Source organism: Paenibacillus sp. N3.4 (genome assembly GCF_008017805.1).
Classification (GTDB): Bacteria; Bacillota; Bacilli; order Paenibacillales; family NBRC-103111; genus Paenibacillus_E.
On record NZ_VRTT01000091.1, the window covers coordinates 1 to 22,574 of the forward strand.

General features: G+C 40.6%; 22 protein-coding genes and 2 pseudogenes. All 24 read left to right on the plus strand.

Annotation, left to right across the window (positions count from 1 at the left end; all coding sequences use genetic code 11):
• Nucleotides 1-568 precede the first annotated feature (568 nt).
• Nucleotides 569-1,831, plus strand: a complete 1,263-nt coding sequence (gene ltrA, locus FU659_RS30065; RefSeq protein WP_147950945.1) for a group II intron reverse transcriptase/maturase — start codon at nt 569-571, stop codon at nt 1,829-1,831.
• Between the two features lie 69 nt (nt 1,832-1,900).
• Nucleotides 1,901-2,050 (plus strand): hypothetical protein, encoded by a 150-nt coding sequence (locus tag FU659_RS36575; protein WP_222708681.1) that lies wholly within the window; start codon nt 1,901-1,903, stop codon nt 2,048-2,050.
• 190 nt (nt 2,051-2,240) lie between these two features.
• The gene (locus tag FU659_RS30070; protein ID WP_147950946.1) at nt 2,241-2,468 is read left to right on the plus strand and encodes a FeoA family protein; all 228 of its coding nucleotides are present in this window, start codon (nt 2,241-2,243) and stop codon (nt 2,466-2,468) included.
• Nucleotides 2,465-4,468, plus strand: a complete 2,004-nt coding sequence (gene feoB, locus FU659_RS30075) for a ferrous iron transport protein B (protein ID WP_147950947.1) — start codon at nt 2,465-2,467, stop codon at nt 4,466-4,468. The genes FU659_RS30070 and feoB overlap by 4 nt, the downstream gene beginning before the upstream one ends.
• Nucleotides 4,469-4,488: 20 nt before the next feature.
• The gene (locus FU659_RS30080) at nt 4,489-4,641 is read left to right on the plus strand and encodes a FeoB-associated Cys-rich membrane protein (RefSeq protein ID WP_147950948.1); all 153 of its coding nucleotides are present in this window, start codon (nt 4,489-4,491) and stop codon (nt 4,639-4,641) included.
• Between the two features lie 249 nt (nt 4,642-4,890).
• On the plus strand, nt 4,891-6,225 hold the full coding sequence (locus FU659_RS30085) for a VTT domain-containing protein (protein WP_147950949.1): 1,335 nt from the start codon (nt 4,891-4,893) through the stop codon (nt 6,223-6,225).
• Nucleotides 6,226-6,347: 122 nt separating this feature from the next.
• Entirely contained in the window at nt 6,348-7,685 is a 1,338-nt protein-coding gene (locus tag FU659_RS30090; RefSeq protein ID WP_187274501.1) for a MurT ligase domain-containing protein, read from the plus strand.
• A complete protein-coding gene (locus tag FU659_RS30095; protein ID WP_147950951.1) occupies nt 7,666-8,376 on the plus strand; it encodes a type 1 glutamine amidotransferase in 711 nt (236 codons plus the stop codon). Before FU659_RS30090 ends, FU659_RS30095 begins: the two co-directional genes overlap by 20 nt.
• Before the next feature lie 199 nt (nt 8,377-8,575).
• On the plus strand, nt 8,576-9,475 hold the full coding sequence (locus FU659_RS30100) for a polysaccharide deacetylase family protein (RefSeq protein WP_187274502.1): 900 nt from the start codon (nt 8,576-8,578) through the stop codon (nt 9,473-9,475).
• Nucleotides 9,476-9,622: 147 nt separating this feature from the next.
• Nucleotides 9,623-9,838 carry a small acid-soluble spore protein Tlp gene (gene tlp, locus FU659_RS30105; RefSeq protein WP_147950953.1) on the plus strand — a complete coding sequence of 72 codons (216 nt, stop codon included), beginning with the start codon at nt 9,623-9,625 and terminating at the stop codon, nt 9,836-9,838.
• A 322-nt stretch (nt 9,839-10,160) separates the two neighbouring features.
• Nucleotides 10,161-10,925 (plus strand): ABC transporter ATP-binding protein, encoded by a 765-nt coding sequence (locus FU659_RS30110; RefSeq protein ID WP_147950954.1) that lies wholly within the window; start codon nt 10,161-10,163, stop codon nt 10,923-10,925.
• Nucleotides 10,925-11,281 carry an ABC transporter permease subunit gene (locus FU659_RS30115; protein ID WP_261808145.1) on the plus strand — a complete coding sequence of 119 codons (357 nt, stop codon included), beginning with the start codon at nt 10,925-10,927 and terminating at the stop codon, nt 11,279-11,281. Before FU659_RS30110 ends, FU659_RS30115 begins: the two co-directional genes overlap by 1 nt.
• The gene (locus FU659_RS30120; protein WP_147950956.1) at nt 11,245-11,679 is read left to right on the plus strand and encodes a hypothetical protein; all 435 of its coding nucleotides are present in this window, start codon (nt 11,245-11,247) and stop codon (nt 11,677-11,679) included. The genes FU659_RS30115 and FU659_RS30120 overlap by 37 nt, the downstream gene beginning before the upstream one ends.
• Before the next feature lies 1 nt (nt 11,680).
• Complete coding sequence (locus tag FU659_RS30125) at nt 11,681-12,214, plus strand: hypothetical protein (RefSeq protein ID WP_147950957.1); 534 nt, start codon at nt 11,681-11,683, stop codon at nt 12,212-12,214.
• 168 nt (nt 12,215-12,382) lie between these two features.
• A complete protein-coding gene (locus tag FU659_RS30130) occupies nt 12,383-13,087 on the plus strand; it encodes a response regulator transcription factor (RefSeq protein ID WP_147950958.1) in 705 nt (234 codons plus the stop codon).
• Nucleotides 13,084-14,451 carry a HAMP domain-containing sensor histidine kinase gene (locus FU659_RS30135; protein WP_147950959.1) on the plus strand — a complete coding sequence of 456 codons (1,368 nt, stop codon included), beginning with the start codon at nt 13,084-13,086 and terminating at the stop codon, nt 14,449-14,451. Before FU659_RS30130 ends, FU659_RS30135 begins: the two co-directional genes overlap by 4 nt.
• Nucleotides 14,452-14,705: 254 nt before the next feature.
• A complete protein-coding gene (locus FU659_RS30140; RefSeq protein WP_147950960.1) occupies nt 14,706-15,320 on the plus strand; it encodes a class I SAM-dependent methyltransferase in 615 nt (204 codons plus the stop codon).
• Between the two features lie 174 nt (nt 15,321-15,494).
• Entirely contained in the window at nt 15,495-16,163 is a 669-nt protein-coding gene (locus FU659_RS30145) for a response regulator transcription factor (protein ID WP_147950961.1), read from the plus strand.
• Between the two features lie 2 nt (nt 16,164-16,165).
• A pseudogene (locus tag FU659_RS30150) lies at nt 16,166-17,526 on the plus strand (sensor histidine kinase).
• Between the two features lie 286 nt (nt 17,527-17,812).
• The gene (locus tag FU659_RS30155) at nt 17,813-18,754 is read left to right on the plus strand and encodes an alpha/beta hydrolase (RefSeq protein ID WP_147950962.1); all 942 of its coding nucleotides are present in this window, start codon (nt 17,813-17,815) and stop codon (nt 18,752-18,754) included.
• Nucleotides 18,755-19,050: 296 nt separating this feature from the next.
• Nucleotides 19,051-20,376, plus strand: coding sequence for an ABC transporter substrate-binding protein (locus FU659_RS30160; RefSeq protein WP_147950963.1), 1,326 nt, complete (start codon nt 19,051-19,053; stop codon nt 20,374-20,376).
• Between the two features lie 123 nt (nt 20,377-20,499).
• Complete coding sequence (locus FU659_RS30165; RefSeq protein ID WP_261808144.1) at nt 20,500-21,426, plus strand: carbohydrate ABC transporter permease; 927 nt, start codon at nt 20,500-20,502, stop codon at nt 21,424-21,426.
• Nucleotides 21,423-22,238, plus strand: coding sequence for a carbohydrate ABC transporter permease (locus FU659_RS30170; protein ID WP_147950964.1), 816 nt, complete (start codon nt 21,423-21,425; stop codon nt 22,236-22,238). The genes FU659_RS30165 and FU659_RS30170 overlap by 4 nt, the downstream gene beginning before the upstream one ends.
• A gap of 54 nt (nt 22,239-22,292) precedes the next feature.
• A pseudogene (locus tag FU659_RS30175) lies at nt 22,293-22,574 on the plus strand (sensor histidine kinase); the annotation flags it as partial.

The window sequence follows — 22,574 nt, forward strand, 5'->3', positions numbered from 1 at the left end:
GAGGAAAGCAGGTCTTGCCTAAGGGATCGAGTCCCGGGGTGTCCAGGCTTTTCCCCAGAATGCTACTACTATACCTTATTTAAACGTATTAGGGTGTCCGTCGTGAGGCGGAATCTGAAGGAAGTCGGCGGCAAATCTCCGGTCTGAGGAATACGAATCACATATAAGGCTAATATTCGTTGGATGAGCTTGCTTAACAAAGTGAAGTCCATACTGCCGAAGGCGAGTAGGAGTAAATGTGGCAGATAGATGGAGAGGAAGATAGCGTTCTTACCTGGGGAGATCTGTCGGTAGGCGAATCTAATTTCGTAAGCCTGTTTGTGAAAGCGGGTTGAATCGGCAGAAGTCAGCAGAAGCCATAGTACGTAAGATGTTGCAACATCCTACGGAAGGGCTGAACATGAAATAGGAAGATGTACATCAAGGCGTTCAGGATGAGTGATGAAAGCAGACAATCCATAAGGACTTGTCCGAAGGAGGAAGCGGTGAATTCCGTGTGGGACTTCGGAAGGGCAGAATTCATCCGTGGCACAAGAGGAAGGTACAATTCACGTAAGGAGAGGTAGAAATGTTGGAACAAGTGCTGTCGCGGGAAAACCTTCTAACAGCTATGAAACGAGTCGAGAGTAATAAAGGAAGCCATGGCGTGGATGGAATGTCCGTAAAATCCTTACGAGAATACATCAAACAAAACTGGCATACGATGCGCAAAGCTCTAGAAGAGGGAACCTACCAACCTAGCCCTGTCCGACGGGTCGAAATCCCGAAGCCGAATGGGGATGGCGTCAGGTTATTAGGCATTCCTACTGTGACAGATCGGCTACTCCAACAAGCAATCGCACAGGTACTTACACCGTTGTTTGATCCACAGTTTTCCGAGCATAGTTATGGCTTTCGTCCAAATCGGCGAGGACATGATGCAGTGAAGAAAGCAAGAGAATATATGACAAAAGGATACCGATTCGTAGTTGACCTTGATCTCGCCAAATTTTTCGACCGTGTGAATCATGACCGATTGATGATGAAATTAGCAGAGAAAATAGAGGATAAGGGCGTGTTAAGACTTATTCGAAAGTACCTGCAATCGGGTGTTATGATGAACGGACTGATTCAACCGACAGTAGAAGGAGCGCCGCAAGGCGGTCCGTTAAGTCCGCTGTTATCCAATATTGTGTTGGATGAACTAGACCGAGAACTCGAAAAGCGAGGACATTACTTCGTCCGCTATGCGGACGATTGCAATATTTACGTGAAAACACGTAAAGCAGGGGAACGAGTCAAGGCGTCCGTAACTGAATTCATCGAAACCAAACTAAAATTGAAGGTAAACCAAGCCAAAAGCGCGGTAGATCGACCATGGAAACGAAAGTTTCTCGGATTCAGTTTTAGTGTGGATAAGAAACCAAAGGTAAGAGTTGCAAAGCAATCCCTACAGAAGGCAAAAGCAAAGATTCGGGAGATCACCTCGCGAAAGAAGCCGATGAAGATGGAAGAGCGTGTCAAAGAACTGAACCAGTATCTCGTAGGCTGGTGCGGTTATTTTGCGCTTGCGGACACACCAAGTATCTTTCAAGAACTAGACGCATGGATTCGAAGAAGGCTACGTATGTGCCTTTGGAAACAATGGAAGAAACCGAAGACCAAAGTAAAAAGGCTTCTATCTTTAGGAGTACCTAAAGACAAAGCCTTTGAATGGGGCAATACCCGCAAGGGATATTGGCGAATTGCAGGCAGTCCAATTCTTCATCGCACGTTAGATAACCAATACTGGAAATCTAATGGGGTGAAGAGTTTAATGGACAGATATAACTCATTACGGAATATTTCATGAACCGCCGTATACCGAACGGTACGTACGGTGGTGTGAGAGGTCGGGGACTAGTCGTCCCCTCCTACTCGATTGTCCTATATAAAAACATTTAATTTTCTTGCTGGTTATCACCGTCAGAAGATTTTGCTGGACGGTGATATACCTTTACGGGGTTATACGTATGTTTGGACGGTTTATGAGTCTGTTGCGGTTGATTTTCAACTAGTGAAGTCTGTGTAAGGCTGAGGAACAAGGCGGTGTTTCTTCATGTTCAACATGTTGGTATTTCCTCCTGTGGTGGATCGTATTTGGCATTAAGAATATATGTATGAATCGGCAGTTTTTTTTCCATTGCAAACTGAAGTAAATTCGCCTACAATTAAGTTCGAAGATATTGATAATCATTATCAAATTATAAGGTGATGTTCCAGTGAAATTAACAGAAACAGTTTGGGGATCCAAAGTTATAGTGAAAAATCTGTCAACAATGAACGATCTAGTAAAGCGTAGACTTAGTGATTTAGGTATTGTCGAAGGTACGATAGTTTCTTTACGCAATGCATTACCTTTCGGGGGACCCTGTACCATCGAAACGAAAGGTCAGTGGATTGCTATCCGACGCAAAGAGGCGCAATGCATCCAGGTTGAAGCTGTATGACAACCATTGCGCTTATTGGCAATCCCAATACAGGAAAAACGTCATTATTTAATGCTCTTACTTCTTCTTATGAATATATAGGCAATTGGTCTGGAGTCACAGTCGAGAAGAAAATCGGTATTCTCACTAATAAAAAAGGCGAACTAATCGATTTGCCAGGTCTTTACTCCTTGAGTCCACTGTCCAAGGATGAGGGTGTGACTAGTAAATATTTGCTGGAAGAAACGCCATCCATCCTAATGAATGTCGTGGATGCCTCACAATTGGAGAGAAATCTGCACTTAACCCTGCAAATTTTAGAATACGGAAGACCTGTCGTGATTGCCTTGAATATGATGGATGTTGCAAAAGCAAGGGGAATAGACATCGATATATCCAGGCTCTCACAATTGCTAGAATCACCGATTGTCCCAGTCGTTGCACGGAGTGAAAAAGGGTGCGAAGAACTGCTGCAATCCGTGGATTCAAATAAAGAAAGCGACATGACTTTCAAGATACATTATGGCGATGTTTTGGAAAAAGCAATAAATCAGTTTAATGATAAATTGCCAATGGAGGTCGAGCATAAGAGGTGGCTTGCCCTGCAATTTTTTGAAGGGAATCAGCCAGTTCAAGAATACGTCTCTGCTTACCTAGACAGTGAATGGTTACAAAAGCTTTATGATGAAACGAAAAGAGCTCTTGCTATCGAAACTGGGATAGACGAAATACATAAATTTATTCGTCATCAGCGTTCCAAATTCATTGACTCATGCATGAATCTTGCTGTACAAGTGAAAATATCAAACAAAGTTACATTTTCTGAGAAGTTGGACGGGGTCGTTACCAATAAATTTTTGGGTATCCCTATTTTCTTGCTGTTCATGTATTTTACTTTTAAATTGACATTCGAGTGGGTAGGTACTCCCCTATCAGATCAATTGGACCATTTATTGAATGGTTTTCTAACGGATAAACTATCGATGCTTCTAGATACTGTAGGCGCGGCAGAATTTATTAAAGCTTTGATTTTAAAAGGTATTATCGCCGGTGTGGGCGGTGTACTTGTATTTGTTCCCCAAATTTTCATGCTATTCTTGATCATTTCTTTTATCGAAGACTCCGGATATATGTCCCGTATCGCTACCGTTATGGATAGATTCATGGAAGGTGTTGGATTGAATGGGAAGACGTTTATTCCCATGATCATCGGGTTTGGCTGCAATGTTCCTGGTATCATGGCAGCCCGTACGATTGAACAACCCAAAGAACGTTTGCTGACCATCCTACTGACACCGCTTATGTCATGTTCGGCGCGGTTATCGGTTTATAGCTTATTTGTAGGCACGTTCTTTACTTCTCACCAAGCAATCATTGTTTTGTCGCTATATGTGCTTGGAGTCGTGGTGGCACTTGCTTTAGCAAAGCTATTTTCAATAACATTGGCCAAAGGTGAAGAAAGCATGTTTGTTGTCGAACTTCCGCCATATCGATTCCCACAATGGAAGACTCTTTCACGAAGCACTTGGGAAAAGGGGAAAGGGTTCGTTCGGAAAGCAGGAACGTTTATCTTCGGAGGATCCGTTTTCATATGGCTGCTTAGTTATACAGGACCACATGGTTGGAACGTATCGATTGATCAAAGTTTTCTGCACGCGATTGGCAGTATGATTGCTCCAATATTGCATCCAATAGGTTTTGGAAATTGGCAGGCGGGTGCTGCACTTCTCACAGGATTCCTAGCTAAAGAAGTTGTTGTTTCAACGATGAATATTATTTATGCGGCTCCATCGGAAGTAGGCCTTCAAGGGATGATTACTCAATTCTTTTCACCACTTCAAGCCTACAGCTTTATGGTGTTTATCCTTCTATATGTTCCGTGTCTGGCCACTGTCGGTGTAATTCGCAAAGAAACAGCATCTGCGAGATGGACTTGGTTTTCGGTCGGGTATGCGTTATTAACTGCTTATATCATTTCTTTTTTGCTTTACCGTATTGGTTTGTTTATTGGCTTCCATTAAAAGTTGAAAGGATGAGGACGATGATCTTCAACATAATCGCTGGTCTGGCTATATTCGGATATGCGGGATGGACTTTAATTCGTTATGCCAGAAAGACGAAACAAGGTAAATGTGCAGCTTGCTCACTTAGTCAATCCTGTCAAACGGCGTGTACAGAGTTAACCAAAGTCTAGGGTTATAAATAATGCTATTAATTAAACCTAAAGCTCAATTTTTTTGAGCCTTAGGTTTTTTTTGTTTAAGAAGATGTCTATTGGAGATGCAGCTTGACTACTACGATTACACGATAAGTTGTGCATCAATGGAAAAAGGGGATGGATAAGGCCCTTACCATACAGGATATAGTAAGATAGAAATAATCGTCTTCTTCCTTTTTTATTTGGTTATGTATGAGTTGGTTATTTTAGAGAGAAGGGGAATTTATGCTGGATTGGGTCATTCATGCCTTTCAACATTATGGGTATGTCGTATTGTTTCTATCGCTGCTTTTGGAACTTCTAGCCTTACCGCTTCCTGGAGAAATCCTCATGAGTTCAGCAGGACTTTTGGTATATCAAGGCAAGTTGAGTTGGCTTGGCAGTATTGCAATGGGAGGACTTGGTGCTTCCCTCGGCATGACGTTTGCTTATACCATCGGATATAAACTTGGAATGCCTTTTGTACATAAGTATGGCAAATATGTTCATTTCGGCCCATCTAGGCTGAATAAGACATCTGAATGGTTTTCCACGTATGGGAACAAACTGCTGGCTATTTCATATTTTATTCCGGGAGTCAGGCATTTTATTGGTTACTTCGCAGGGATCGTCAGAATTCCGTTCCGTTCGTTTGCGTTATACGCCTATACGGGGGCCTTTTTATGGGTTGGTGTATTCATAACACTTGGAAAGCTGCTGGGCCCCAAATGGAAACAATATCATCACGTTCTGACCCGTTATATGTTGGTTGGTGTTCTCATCTTATGTGTGTTTGCAGCAGCCTTCTTTCTGATCAGGAGGTATCGGAGTCAACTCGTTCTTAAACTTCAAGTCTGGTTCGAAAAAGGATTTAACGTTTTTCATTCGTTCGGCCGCGTTAAATTTATTGTTGTCGTCACTGCTATTGTTTTCTTAGGGGTATCTTTGTTTACGATCGGTTTGATTCAAGATTATCTTGCACAAGAATTTGACACCTTTGATGAAGTTGTAAGGGTGATTATGGCTTCACTTACAGCGGATATTTCGTCCATATGGGCTAAGCCTGCTTCTTATTTAGTTACATTGCCTGCAGAATTGATTGTTTGCATTACCATCTTGTTATGGATTGTTCGAAAAGGGAAAGATAAGCTGCTAGAGATTTTTTTCCTAGGCTTAACTGTGGTTGGGGGAGAAGTTTGGGGAGAGGTATTAACCGGTTTTTTTCATCGCTTAGGTTCACCGTCTCTCCGATTGGGAACATACATCGTGAGTGATGCAGGGTTTCCGTCTGAACCAACGCTATCTGCCATTATCCTTTATGGGTATGCGGGATATATGTTATTTCGTCATACGACAAGCGTGTGGCTCAAGACAGCTATCTTGCCAATATTCATCATTATTCTGTTTTGGGTGGGTTGTAATGACTTCATTTATGCTAATCAGCATCCGAGTGATATCGTTGCTGGTTTCTCATTTGGCGGTGTTTGGATCAGCCTGCAGATCCTATTACTAGAAATATTTCGTATGTTGAGACAAACGGATCAACCATTTAAATTGGCTCATTCTAAAAAACGTAATTAAACTCTCTTCACGGAGTTGGTTGCGTATTTTTGAAATTATACAAAGTATTTTCTGAAAATAGGTGGGAATAGTATAAAGATATGACTTCGGATTACTTTACTTTTTTAGGGGGAAAACAGAATTTGAAGAAAAAAATGGCTATTTTAGGTGGAAAGACTTTTGGGAAAGTAAGTCGTCTATTCGGACATCAAGGATCAACCATACCTGGCGTTGTAGCTTTGAAAATCGATCCGAACATATTAATAAAATTATCTAAACACATTAATCAGTTAATCTTTATTACGGGTACCAACGGCAAAACGACGACGTCCAATTTATTAGCACACTTATTAAGGTCAACCGGAAAGAAAATTTTAAATAATTCAGAAGGATCCAATATGTTGTCCGGAATCACGGCATGTTTTATCAATCAAGCTCCATTATTCGGTATCCTCAAATACGATTATGCGGTTTTGGAAGTCGATGAAGCCAGTTTACCTGTTATCGTGAAGCAGATTGCCCCGCAAATGATCATCATCACTAATTTTTTTCGTGATCAGTTGGACCGGTACGGAGAGATTGATATTTTGATTAAAGATATCATAAACGCGGTTGATCCTATTGATACGAAATTGTTTTTAAATGTGGATGATCCTTTGGTATTTCGACTTAACTTGCCAGGCAAAGACAAGGTTTTTTATGGACTGAGTAAAGATGCTTATTGCTTTGGCGATTATGGCATGAGCGATTCCAAATACTGCCCGACATGCGGTGAAGAAATACAGTATGAGTATATTCACTTTAGCCAACTTGGCCTTTATTCCTGCACCTGTGGCTTTAAGCGCCCAGAGCCTCATTACGAAATTAATAACGTGCAAAACAGCCCTTTATCTTTTAAATTGAAGGATGACATCTATGAAATGAATATAACGGGTGCATATAATGTGTATAATGCATTAGCAGCTATTGCGTGCGCGGCAGAATTAGGTGTTCAGCCTATGATGATCAGAGAGTCCTTATATCACTATCATTCCGAAAATGGGCGAATGCAGCTGTTTTATCATCAAGGTTTTCCGTACATCGTTAATCTCAGTAAAAATCCTTCAGGAACAAACGTCTCCTTGTCGGAAATACTTTCAACTCAACATGACAAACAAATCGTATTATGTCTTAATGATCTGGTTGCAGATGGCGAGGATGTGTCATGGATTTGGGATGTGGATTACGAATGTTTGCAAAGAAAAGATATTACAAGAATCATTTGCTCTGGCCGACGTGCAGCAGATCTCTCTCTACGGCTTAAATATGCTTCTATCAACCAGAACAAACTCATTATTATACCCACTATAGAAAAAGCCCTCCAATATACATATGATCATCCAATGCCTACCTATATATTACCAACTTATACCGCTCTGCATCAGGTAATGTCATATATGACTAGGAGTGTAAATAAGAAAAATGAAGTTAGTTCTATATAACTTTTTCCCTGATCGACTTAATCTATATGGGGACAGAGGAAATGTAATAGCTCTCCAAAAACGCTGCGAATGGAGGGGCATTGCGCTAGAAATTGTAAATATTAAATCGACGCAAAGCCTTAGCTTTTCAAAAGCCGATCTATTATTCATTGGTGGGGGGAGTGACCGAGAGCAGGGACTGGTTGCTCACGAGCTGCTTAAAATCAAAAAGGAATTTAAAGACGGCATTGAAGATGGTGTAGGCTGCTTGGCCATTTGTGGTGGATACCAGTTGTTAGGTCATAATTACACAACATCAGAAGGTAAGACATACAGTGGAATGGAGATCTGTGATTTTTATTCGGTAGGACACAAGGAGCGGTTGGTAGGCAACATACTCATTGAAACGAAGGATTTAACACGTGTTTTAGGCTTTGAAAATCATTCGGGAAGGACCTTTCATCCATATGAACCTTTAGGGAAAGTAATAAAAGGTTTTGGTAATAACGGAGAAGACGGGCTGGAAGGACTTTCCTATAAAAATACAATTGGAACCTATCTTCATGGCCCGCTTTTGCCTAAAAACCCGACGCTTGCCGACCGTATGATTTCAGCAGCAATAGAAAGAAGTATGGTATCAAGAGTCTCATTCAACTTGATGATACACTGGAGAATGAAACCAAACATATTGCAGAAAAAATTTGTCTTGTAAAGTGATTAACTTTCGAGCCAAGAGCAAAAGAGCAAATTGCTGCGGCAGTTGCTCTTTTTTATTTGTTTTATTAAGAAGGCTTTTCATGTGTTTTCTTTAGTTAAGAAGGATACTGGTTGATCTTCAAAGGCGTTCTAATCGCTGAACCGCTGAGTATATTTTAGGGATGGTTTCGGAACTGCCAAGGGAGGTTGATCACGTGAACGCTTACTTCCTTCTAATGCTTCTCCTTGCGGGGAGCTGGACACAGGTGGGTGAGCAAGGGAGCCCATTGGATACGATTTGTTCGCCTACAAATGAAAGCGCGACCATTAGTACGCCAATTGACACGAAATCAATTCATTATACGAACAAAGCTCTATTTTTGACTTATCATCATCTGGATGATCAGGAATCCTTCATTACTATTACACCCAACAAATTTAAACAGCATCTCTTGGCTTTAAAAGAGAAACATTATAACGTCATTTCTATAGAAGATTATGCCTGTTTCCATGCACAACGGAAGACGCTGCCTCCGAATGCGGTTGTGATCACATTTGATGATGGCTACCGCTCTTTTTATGAAAAGGCGTATCCTTTGCTGAAGCAGATGGGGTATCCAGCGACGAATTTTGTTATTGTGAGCGATGTTGACTCCGACAACCCTTCCTTGCCATTTCTGACCTGGAGTCAAATCCTTGAAATGAAACGCGATGGCTTTAGCTTTTACTCGCATACGTATGATCTTCATCATAAAATGAGCGATGAGGCAGGCAATCTAGTTCCTCCTTTGACTAATCGGATCTTCCTGCCAAAGGAGAAGCGCATGGAGTTGGAAGAAGAGAGGAGGCAGCGTGTGAGAGCGGATTTGCAGTTGGGAGAGGCGTTTTTGAAGACCAAGCTCCATAATCAGCTTTCTTTCCTCTGTTTCCCATTAGGGGAATACAATCAAACGGTTATTGAGGAAGCAAAACAGTTAGGATTTTCTTTATTTTTTACAACAAGAGAAGGCATTAACACAGGCAGAAGTGAAGAAATTACCAGGATAAGTGTGGGGATGCCCTATGTATCAACCGATGTTTTTCTCAAAAAACTGCAGCAATACGATCAAAAATAGTGATTATCTAGCGTGTGACATAGCAATAGTGCCGCATGATCTGTGAGGAAAAATCATTAAAATAAGAAATACATTGGATAATTTTATCGGTCTTGAGGAATCGTATAATAGGATGTCAATCTATCTTCAAAGGGAGGGAAAAATACAATGGCAAAGCCAGACAATCGTGAAGATAACCCAATCCATCTGCAGAACGCCATCGACCATACGCTAGCTAACCTGCGCGAGGCTGAAGACTACTTGGACGAACATGCGGATGAAATAACTGCCGAAGAAAAACAAAGCATTGAATCCAAAAATGATCGCCGTAAAGAGAGCATTAACGGCTTCATCGAGGAGAAAAAAGACGAATCGAACAGATAAGAAAAATGAACGTGCTGACCGGCTACAGAGCATTTTGGTATATGGGATAAAGATCGGGTAAAAGTTTGATTTTATTGATCGGAAATCCAGATGTTTGGCTATCGTTCGATCTTGGGGTAAATAAAGCCCTTTAGATCGAACTTTTTTTGTAGATAAGTATATGTCTATACTGACAAATTCGCTCGTCCCTGAAGGACGACGAAGTCAGCTATCCTTATGTGCGGTCAAAGTATAAATTTCTCATCAAATTCTTATCTAACACACATAGAAATCTTATCTAGCGTTGATATGCTGTGTCTATGCGGTGAAGGAGGTTTCAAAAATGATAGTAGCTGAAAAATTAACCAAACGGTATGCAAACGGATTTATAGCTGTCAATGAGCTGCAACTTCATGTTAAAAAAGGGGATATTTATGGTTTTCTCGGACCCAATGGAGCTGGGAAGACGACGACAATACGTATGTTAACAGGTCTCCTTACCCCAAGCGAGGGTCGTATACACATCCAAGGTATGGATATTGGGGATCAAGTGGCTAAAATAAAACAACACATTGGTGTTTTACCTGAATCTCATGGTTACTACGAATGGATGACAGGGATGGAGTATCTTTCCCTTTTTGCTGATCTGTATGGCGTTGGGAAGAAGCTAAAAAAATCGCGCGTTTCTGAAGTTTTGGAATCAGTAGGTTTGTCCGATAAATCCCATATTTCAGTAGGTCAGTATTCCCGCGGTATGCGCCAACGACTTGGCATTGCTAAGGCAATTGTGCATGAACCATCCATTATTTTTTTGGACGAGCCTACACTTGGGTTAGATCCCCAAGGTCAAAAGGATATTCAATCCATCATTCGTGATTTGAATCAGAGAAAACAAATCACTATTTTTATTACATCTCATTTGTTAAAAGAAATTTCTGAAATATGCAATCGTGTTGCGATCGTGAATAGTGGAAAGCTTGTTGAAGAAGGTGAGTTGTCTTCCTTACTTTATGGGTATCGTGATCTCTTAGGGAAAGAAAATCCTACCTTAGAGGAAGTATTCTTTTTCCTTACAAATAGAGAAGTCGTTGGGAGGGAACATATGTGATGATGGCATTGTTGCATAAAGAGCTTCTGGAACATCTGCTGTCTCGAAAAGGACTTTTTATTTTATTCATCATTTCTGTGTTGTACAGTCTCCTAGCATTTAGTTTTATTTCAGTAAAAGAGCTGAGCTTACTAGCCCAAGTTGAGGTTAATATGACTTTTCTGAAGTTGATGTTAGGCGTAAATAGTCTAGTACTTATCATTTTAGGATCGACGATGATTTCTGGAGAAAAAGAGAAAGGCACGCTTGAAAGTTTGCTTTTAACACCATTGTCTACGTTACAAATAATGATTTCTAAGCTCATAGCAATCATTTTGTTTTGGATGGTTTTAATGATACTTCACTGCCTTATATGATAGCTTTAACCGCTGGAACGAATCTGTTCCCTATTGTATTGTTATATATTCTTTGTAATGGAACCGTATTTATTATTAGTTTCGCAGCGCTTTCTCTTGCGATTTCGGCGTGGCTATCTTCGACGAAGAACGCTTTAATGTACGCTATTATATTGTTCGTAATAGCCATTATTCCGATGTTCTTGTCCACAACCATGAAGAAGGTCGGATTTGCTCATTTGGTTGATGTCAGCAGCCCAGTATCCTCGAGTATGTTGGCTATGAAAGATGCCATGGTGAACAAAGTTGGTTTCGGGGCTTTTGTTATGGATGGCCTGCCCGTATACATCTTTTTTTGTATCGTGCTTCTTGTATGTATTGGCGCAAGCAAAAAAGTGAGTTTCTTGGGGGGCGAATAAAATGAGAATTAAAGCTGCCATTCTCATGCTTTGTTTACTATGCTTAAGTTTATCGCTTACCGTTCACGCAGCGGAAAAGCCAAACGTTGAAGTGGTTATCCTTTCTCCAGACGGCGTCAAAGATTACCCTGGAACAGAAATGAAAATAAAAGCTAAAGTAACGAACCATTCCGATCATACCATTGAAGATATAATGGCATACATTACGATGGCTGACCTTAATAAACATTGGACAGTCAATCTTGAAGATTATAGCGCGGATCAACCTCTATCCCTCGGAACGCTATTACCAAATGAAACGAAAGAGGTATCCCTACCTATAAGGTTTGTGTATACGAGTCGTTATCATTTGTACGTGACGGCAACAAGTACCATAGAACCCTGGATTTATTCGAGTTCAGCGATTCCTATAGAAATTATGGGAAATACAAAAATTGATCCTTTCATTGTACAACTAGTATCAATCGGCGAGCCAGTCATTCTTCTTGGAAGCTTGATTACTCTTATGATCCGAAGAAGAGTGAAGGCAAAATGACATCCTCTATGAAGCAGTCTGTTTCTTAATTGAAATAGGCTGCTTTGTTCGTTTGGATCAGGGCAGAAAGATCATAAGGATTGTCTTTAGACAATGTTTTCTCATGGGAATATCATTCACAGAAGTTATAATAGTAACAATACGACCATGTTGAAAGGACGGGTGCTCATGAAGGGTAATATTCTCATTATTGAAGACGAAAGTAAAATAGCTAGGTTATTGGAGATGGAGCTTACTTATGAGGGGTATACCGTAACTTGCGCAACAACGGGAAGAGAAGGATTAGTGAAAGCTCTAACAGGTGAGTATGATTTGATTCTTCTAGATATTATGCTGCCAGAGTTAAGCGGGTTAGAGGTACTGCGTCGACTGAGAGAGACCGATAAACACACAAGTGTTATTTTACTAACGGCACGAGACGCTACACCTGATAAAGTAAGCGGATTAGATCTTGGGGCCAATGATTATATGACCAAACCATTTGAGATTGAAAAAGTGTTCGCGCGGATAAGGTCATGTTTTCGTAATCGGAACTTATATATAGAAAGTAATTCTCAGAAAGAAAGTACAATGCTTGTTTTAGATGAATTAGCTATTGATCCTGCGACTAGAGTAGTGGAACGTGAAGGCATACAGATCGATTTGACACCCAAAGAGTTTGAACTCCTGCTTTATTTGATCCAAAATCGCAATCAAGTCCTCAATCGAGAGCAAATTATTAATGGGGTATGGGGACATGAATTCATTGGAGAAACGAACGTCGTTGATGTTTATATTCGGTATGTACGGAAAAAAGTAGACTATCCTTTCAAAAAACAATTGATTCATACTTATCGTGGTGTTGGCTACTGCATCAAGGAGAACAATAAATGAGTATAAAACATAAGATTGCGGGTCTTGCTACTTTATGGCTTGTAGGCATCTTAATTGTTGTAAATCTTTCTATTTACTTCGCCTTTATTCATATAACAACGGATAATGAACGAGATAATTTAATAAATCGTGCTGCTTCTTTGCTGAAAAAAGTGCAGTTTTCAGAAGTAGTGCAAGGAAAAAATATGGACGTATTTCAGAGTTTCCTTCTGGAGAATAACATGATTCGATTACTTGATGGAACGGGCCATACGCTCCAAGAACTTCATGGGGATGATAGGCTTACAGCCATTGAAACGAAAAGCGTTCAATCGGATGAATCAGAACTTTATCAGTTAAGGGGTGTGAAGGTACTGGTTGCAAGAGTTCCTGTACATGTTGGAGACCAACTCGTGGGAACTTTGGAAATAGCTGAGAAACTGGATTCACTTGCTGAAAATATAGCAATACTGATCTCCATTCTGATGTTGACATCGCTTGGTGCTATTGGTATGAGTGTGATCGGTGGTTTATGGTTATCCAAGTGGATTTTGCGACCGATCACATCAATGGTCAAAACCATGGAAGACATTGAGAAAAGCCTTGTTATTCATAAAATCCCTATGCAAAACAGTGGCAAAGATGAACTCTATTCAATGGTATCTACATTTAACCGCATGATGGATCGGCTTCAAGTCAGCTTTTATCGGCAGCAGCAGTTTGTGTACGATGCATCACATGAACTTAAAACACCACTTACCATAATTGTAGGCTATGCTCGAATGCTGCAGAGATGGGGGTTGCAGGATGCGGAGAAGGGGCGAGAAGCCGTTGCAAACATTTATACAGAAGCTGAAAGAATGAAACATTTGACCCAACAGCTATTAGACTTAGCTTCCTTGGAGCAAGAGCAGCAATTGAAATTTGAACAGATAGACTTTGTATCCTTTTCTAAAAACACAGCTGCATTACTCCATGATTCTTATCAAAGGGAAGTCATCGTACAGAATACGGTGGATACCATTTTATGCCGCGCAGATGCTGCGAAAATGAAGCAATTGCTGGTCATTTTACTTGATAATGCGATCAAATACAGCAATGATGAAATAACAATCCTTTTAACTGAAGAAAAATCAATGAATGGTGAGCTCGATGGGATTGAAATACGAATTAGAGATCGGGGGATTGGTATTCCTTTGGAAGAGTTGCCGCGGGTATTCGAGAGGTTCTACCGGGTCGATTCCTCCAGATTTAGGAAAACTGGAGGAACGGGGCTCGGGCTATCTATTGCCAGTGAAATCGTCAAGCTTCATAATGGAACAATAGACATTCAAAGCGCAAAGCATGTAGGTACAGAAGTCATCGTGTTCCTCCCTTTACTTTAGGTTTTCTCATACTGTCATTAGTTTCTCCGAAAATTAGATTATGGTGAGTCAAATAGGTTATTATTATTACACAGTGTGAAGATGCCGTCATGGCAGTAAAGGAATTTGTAAAAACAGTCGATGAAGAGATGAGAAGTGTCCATTGAACGTAATTTTTCATTGATGAAATGGGGTGCAAGCTGGCAACAGTTGAGGTGCTCTATTTTTTTGTGTTTGACTATTTCTTATTACTAGCTGGTCAACGGAGGCGTATTGTGAATAAAGAGAAATTAATCCGTAAATTTGATAAACAAGCCAACATATACGAGTTGAGAAGGAAACAGCAATCTGAAAGAAAATGGCGGTCAACCTTGCTTGCAAGTGCAAAGGGAAGGGTATTGGAGGTCGCCGTTGGCGCAGGAGCCAACTTTCAATTTTATCCTAAAGATGTCGAAGTGACAGCTGTCGATTTCAGCAATGAGATGTTGTCCAAAGCAAAAGATTCCGCTGCGGAGAGTGGAATTCGGGCAACGTTCCTTCAATCTGATATTGAATTGCTTGCATTTCCCGAAAACTCATTTGATACCATTGTATCCACATTATCTTTTTGCGGATATGACAATCCTGTTCAAGTATTAGAATCACTCAACTTCTTTTGCAAACCAGGTGGCCAAATTCTTTTGATGGAGCATGGCCTCAGTTCGAACTTATTCATTGGTTCAGCCCAAAAAATAATGGAACCTTTATTCATGCGAATAATCGGATGCCATTTGGACCGAGATATAGTAAATATCCTGCAACAATCCAAAGTGCGAATCCACCGTACGGAGAGGTACATATTTAACGCTGTTCATCTGGTCTGGGCTTCGCCATATAAGGAAGCAGATTAATATTTCGATGCGGTGAAGAAGAACACCGTGAATGATTCATTATGAATACGTAGAAAATAGGGATTAAGCACGCTCGTTCTTATTCATGTATTGTAATAAAAATCAACATTTCTATTTAGAAAATTATGATGGGGTAATTCAATATGGGAAAGAAAATAGGGAAAGAGGAAACGGATGCCTACTATACTGGTTGCTGACGACGATGCGAACATTCGCGAACTCGTCTGCTTATTTCTACGCAACGACGGATTCGCAACAGTCGAAGCCGCGGACGGCAAGGAAGCTCTGGCCGTTTATGCCTCGAAACATGTCGATCTTGTCGTGCTCGATATTATGATGCCGATTATGGATGGTTGGACGTTATGCAGGGAGCTGCGAAGAGCCAATCCTGATCTTCCATTACTCATGCTGACTGCGAGGGGCGAAACCTGGGAGAAAGTGAAAGGGTTCGAGCTTGGGACGGATGATTATTTGACGAAACCATTCGATCCGTTGGAGTTGACGGCTCGTGTTAGGTCACTACTGAAACGATACCGGATTGACTCTACGAAGACGATCCGATTCGGTAACGTCATTCTTGATCGGCAGACATATAAGGTGATGAGAGGGACAGAGTCGCTCACGTTGCCGCTCAAGGAGTTTGAATTGCTTTATAAGCTCGCCGGAACACCCGGACAAGTCTATACGCGCGAGCAGTTGATCGATCAGATTTGGGGAATTGATTACGCTGGAGATGATCGAACGATAGACGTACATATTAAACGCCTGCGCGAACGGTTCGCGACTACACCCGATTTTCGTATCGAAACGGTGCGTGGTCTTGGCTACCGGCTTGAGGTGTAGGAATGGTCAGTTCTTTATATACACGTGTAGTCCTGACATTTCTAGTCTCGGTAATTGGGGGCACGATCATTGCTTTTTTTGTGGCAACTTGGATGTTTAAAGATAAATTGAACGAAAACTTGCAAGTCACTGTACTTCACTTTGCCCAAGACATTGTTCAGATTTACGAGACATTTCCGTTACGTGAAGCGGACTCGTTCGTAAGTGGCATGAAGCAGCTCAATTCCTATCATATTCGAATTTACGAAGCAACGGGGCAGTTCCACTCTTATAGTGCGCTTAACGAACACAATACTCCTACTGTAACTATGGACCAAGTAAAGGAAGTACTAGATGGAAATGTTGTTCAATCCAATACGATGGACACGATCCTCATAGGAGTGCCTTTGAAAACTGAAATGGGAATGAGAGCGATGTTTGTAGAGCAGAGCAGCCCCCCTTCCACCTCTTTTCTCATAAAGTGGGTTTTGACCTTTTTGACATATTCGTTGATAGCAGGAAGTCTAATTATTTTGGTTGCCGCTATGTTCCTAGTAAGACCAATCAAAAAGCTTACAAAAGCGACAAGGCGTATAGCAGCTGGTTATTTCAACGTTAAGCTGAATATTAAGCAAAAGGGTGAGCTAGGAACTTTGGCTCGCAGCTTCGAAGAAATGATGCGCGATCTTCAGCAACTTGAGCAGATGCGAAGGGAATTCGTATCGAATGTGTCGCACGAAGTGCAATCGCCGCTCACCTCGATATCCGGTTATGGGCTGGCACTCAAGCAAGTAAACATCGCAGATAACGAGCGAAGTCGTTATCTCGATATTATCATCGCAGAAGCGGCGCGAATGTCCAAGATGAGCGATAGCCTGCTCAAGCTAAGTTTGCTTGAATCACAGTCACAGCAGCTGCGGATGGTTACACTCCGTCTGGATGAACAGATAAGACGAGTCATCGTTGCGATCCAGCCGCTTGGTCGACTCGTAACATCCGTTTCGAGCTCAATTTACCTACAGTTAGTCTATCGGCTGATCATGACCTGTTAAATCAGGTATGGACCAATTTACTTGGCAATAGCATCAAGTTTTCGATGGAAGGCGGCATGATTAGTGTCAGCATTAAACAAGATATCAAAAACGTGACAGTCCGAATATCCGACACGGGTATTGGTATTTCCCTAGAAGACCAGAAGCGTATTTTCGAGCGTTTTTTTAAGGCCGATCGTTCTCACAGTCGTAATTATGAAGGCAGCGGTATGGGTCTCGCGATTGTTAAACAGATCGTATCTCTTCATCAAGGTGACATCCGAGTGGAAAGCGAACCGGGCCGAGGTACGACCTTCATTGTTACCTTGCCAATGGCAACACGTAAAGAGTAATTGTTTTAACACTATCCCCTTTTGTCCATGTTACGGCATCATGCGCAAGCTTCCTTGCATGAGACACTGTAGCATTTTTTTTGCTTGTTCATACTCCGTTCATATTGCCGTCACAGGGAGTACATCTACGTCGTATAAGATTACTTAGCGGCCAATTAAGGCAGCTGGAATAAACCGATGAGGACAGGTGAAGATACAAGTGAAACTAAAAAGTGGTAATCAAAAGAAGGGAGGGCACGAAAACAGGTATACAGGCTTCAATTGCAGCCTATACCCTCGTGCATAAATGATGAAAAAAATGCTGATCCTAATACTTAAATCAATAGGAGTTATAGTTATTGCAATAGGAGTTTTTCTAGCCATTGTTTTTATTGTTAATATGATCTGCAACAAATCGGAGCAAGGAAAAATAAAACCCTATGGTCAGTCTGTATCTGTGGATGGGAAACATATGAATGTTACGATTCAAGGAAAAGGCGAAGAAACAGTCGTGCTTCTACCTGGTTTTGGAACACCAGCACCAGCACTTGATTATAAGCCTCTAGTGGAGGAGCTATCTCCATTTTACAAAGTAGTCGTGATTGAGCCTTTTGGTTATGGATTAAGTGATGTAACGGAGAAAGAACGAAGCATAGAAAATATGGTAAGTGAACTGCATGAATCCTTACAGCAGCTTCACATTGACCGATATATTCTAATGGCCCACTCCATTTCAGGCATTTATGGACTAGATTATGTGAACAAATATGAAAACGAAGTGAGTGCATTTGTCGGGATCGATAGCAGTGTTCCAACACAAGGCGGCACGGATGATAAGTTTCCAACAGAAACTTATAAACTACTCAAAAAATCAGGGTTCTTTAGATTGCTATTGAAACTAAATCCTGACCAACTTCTTACACCAACAGTTGATGATGAAACCAAAGAACAAATTAGAATTCTTTATCTCAAAAACATGTTTAATCCTAACATCTTAAATGAAGGGGAAAATTTTAATCATAATTTTAATGCAGTTAAAAAAGTAGTTTTCCCAAAAAATCTTCCTGTCATTTTCTTTTTACAAGCGAATGATACAGAAGTTGAAGGATGGATACCCTTGCATGAAGAACAAGTCAAAAATTCTGTACATGGAAAAGTAATGACATTTGAAGGAGGACATTATTTACACCATACCAGATCAAAAGAAATCGTCGAAAACTTTAGGGAATTTATGAAAGAAATAAAATAAGTATACTGATATTTAAACCGCCCTTTGGGTGGTTTTTTCACTGTTTGTTCGTATATACGCATCATACAAGATATCAACAACGTGGCAGTCTGAATATCCGAACGCAATGTTGCTGCAAAATTGGTGGAATAGAGAACTACGATAGCATTTACAAAATCATTTTAAACTTTCACATTATAAATTTATACATTTAGTGTTGTTCTGTGTATCACGAAAACGTTGTCATTAATGCTAAGATTGTACTAAGGTCAACAAATTATAGTTGGCTACTATTATGAAATAATGGGAGGGTTAACATGTTTAGAAAATCATTGTTTACTGTAACTGCCCTAATGCTGGTGTCTTCATTGTCGTTAATGGGATGCAGTAACAGTACCAATTCAAACTCGGGAGCTTCTGCTGCACCTACTGTAAGCGCTTCACCAACAGCTGATAAGCCTACTCCAACACCTACAAAACAGGATAAAATGACGTTATCTGCGTTCATGTATGTGACTAGCCCAGCAGGACAGGACGCTTACACACAGATAGCAAGGGATTTTGAAAAACAAAATCCGAACATTCAAGTGGACCTGCAATTCCCTGGTGATTATGAAAATGTTTTGAAAGTCAAAATGGCTGCGAACGAACTTCCGGATGTATTCGATACTCATGGCTGGGCGCAAATTCGATACGGTAAATATTTAACCGATTTGAAAGCTGAAAGCTGGGTTCCGCAAATGACGGATACCATCAAGGACGTTGTTACCGACAAAGCTGGAAAAGTATATGTGCTTCCGATCAGCGAAGCGAAAGACGGAATCTCCTATAACGTAAATGTATTAAAAAAATATAACATTGAAGTTCCAAAAACATTTGATGAATTTTTAGCTGCTGCAGGTAAGATTAAAACGGATAGCAAAGGAGATGTCACCCCTTTCTATTATGCGGGTGCGGATAACTGGACAGTCGGACAATTTTTTGACGAATTTGCAAGTCCATTGCTCATATCGCCGAAGGAAAATTCAGCTAGTGCTTTGCTCGATGGCAGTTTCGATTGGACAAAATGGACACCGCTGCCTACAAAATTTAAAGAAATGTTTGATAAAGGTTACATGAATAGGGATGTTATAACAGCGAAATATACAGATCTAGCCAAGTTGTTTGCGACAGATAAAGTAGCCTTTTTCATGGGCGGTCCGTCTTTTGCGGATGATGCCTATAAAGTGAACAAGGATACCAAAATTGGTATTATGCCCGTGCCGTCTATGGTTGCAGGTGATCAACCAAGTTTCTCCGGTGGGGAAAGGGATACCATGGGCGTTTGGAAAGATTCAAAACATATCAACGAAGCGAAAAAGCTGCTAGCTTTCTATGCAAAACCTGAAAACATGGCTAAAATCGCTAATGTCATGAAGCTCCCAGCCGGTTTGAAAGGTGTAACTGCGACTCATGAATTTGCCTCATTTTATGATCAATATTCGTCTGTTCGCGTATTCCCTTATTTTGACCGTGTATACCTGCCAAGCGGAATGTGGGATGTCATGTGTAATTCAGGTTTGGATTTAATTTCCGGACATATTACTGCGGCGAAATACAGCGATGTTATGAAAGAGAATGTAGCCCGATTAAATAAAAAGTAATTTCACGGAGATCACATACAAGAGTCTGGAAACTGAATGAATCAAATTCCCGTGCCATAAGGAGGTGGTGCGGGAATTTTATAAAAACATACTTTGGGGCGCCAACTATGAGGAGGGAAAGCATTGGAGACTGTAGATATCACTTACACAAAAAAGCGAGTCCCCCTGATTAGGCGGGGAAAGTTTAATTCACCTGTTTGGCTCAATTTGCTATATGTGCCGACAATTCTATTGCTGCTCATTTTTATTCTATACCCGCTGCTAAACGGGATTAAAATTTCATTCACGAGTTGGGACGGTTTCTCACAAGATTGGAAATGGTTCGGCTTTGGCAATTACCGAAGAATGCTAGGGGAGCAAGATGTATGGATTGTTATAAAAAATACGTTTATTTATGGAATAGGAAGTACTATTTTTCAAAATATAATTGGGTTGATGTATGCTCTATTTCTAAATCATAAGATGCGTACAGCAGGCATTGCCAAAACGATCATCTATTTACCGGTTATTATAAGTCCATTAATAATGGGATATATATGGTACTTTTTCTTTCAATATAATGGTGGAGCTATAAATGATATCATCCATGTATTCCAGAAAGAATCAATTGACTTATTAGCCAATGCTAAAATCAATGTGTGGATCATTACATTTGTAAATACATATCAATTTCTCGGAATTGCGATGATTATTTTTTTGGCCGGACTTCAGACGATTCCCAAAGATTATTATGAAGCTGCTGATATCGATGGCGCTTCTGCTTTTTCAAAGTTCAAGCATGTAACCCTTCCCTTATTATCACCAGCGATCACAATAAGTGTCGTTTTAAACTTAATCGGAGGATTAAGATTGTATGACGTTATTATGTCATTAACGAAAGGTGGACCTGGCTTCGCTTCGTCTTCCTTATCTTCCTATATGTACAGACAATATTTTACGCGGCAGGATGCCGGGTTCGCATCATCCATTGGCATATTGATGTTTGTGTTCATTTCTGTAATCAGCCTCACAGCGCTCTATTTACTAAGAAAAAGGGAGTTGGAACTATGAAGCCGGTAAAAAGATGGATGGACATCGTAACCATACTTATTTGCACTGCTCATATACTGCCTTTTTATATCTTACTTACGACATCGTTAAAAAAAGATTCAGATTTGAGTTCAAAGTGGAGTATTCCCCATTACTTATACCTAAACAATTTTAAGGATGCTTGGATGCGTGCTCATCTTGGCACAGCTTTTATTAATGACGTTATGATAACGGGTCTTACTCTTCTTATGCTTATTCTGTTAGGTATGATTTCCTCTTATCCTTTGGCTCGTTACCGCACACATTGGAATCGCTTCATGTACACTGTTTTTATTGCGGCTCTGATTGTTCCGCCGTTAACCATTCTGGTCCCCTTATATAAGTTTTACGTTAGTCTTGGCGCATTAAATACGTATTGGGGAATGGTTCTATTGCATGTCACTTTTTATATTCCCATTACGATTTTTCTTTACACCGGGTTTATTAGCTCCATTCCTCGCGAGTTGGATGAAGCGGCGTTAATGGACGGATCCACCCGTTTAGGCGTGATTTTCAAACTAATTTTGCCGCTTTTAAAGCCGGTAACCGCTACAGTCATCATCGTAAATGGCGTAAACATTTGGAATGACTACCAATTCTCCATCTTCTTTTTGCAAAAGACGAGCGCACAAACGTTTACGGTAGCCTTGTCGGCATTTTTCGGTCAATATACGAACAATGTCGGATGGGTTGCTGCCGGTTCGGTTATAGCTGCTTTTCCGCTTGCTGTCTTATATTTATTTATGCAAAAATATTTTATCCAGGGGCTTTCTGCCGGAGCAGTTAAAGGGTGATGAATGGAAGATAATTTGCTATGATAGAGTAGAGAACTCTGTGGAGGGCCATGTATGAATTTCGCTTACTCGTTCAGGTTCAAGTTATCTACTCTCTACCTGATCATTATCATCGTTCCGACTATTGTCATTACGATTATTATGCCCGCCTATTACAAGCAAATTATTATTCATAACTCCATGAATGAAACGAATAGTACCGTAGCTTCACTAAAAATTAATATTGAATCGTATTTAGACGATCTTGAGAAGTTAACCGTAATTCCTTATTTAAACGATGACATCATGAACGCCCTCAAACAGAAAGCCAGCCCAATGAATGATTACACGGATCTG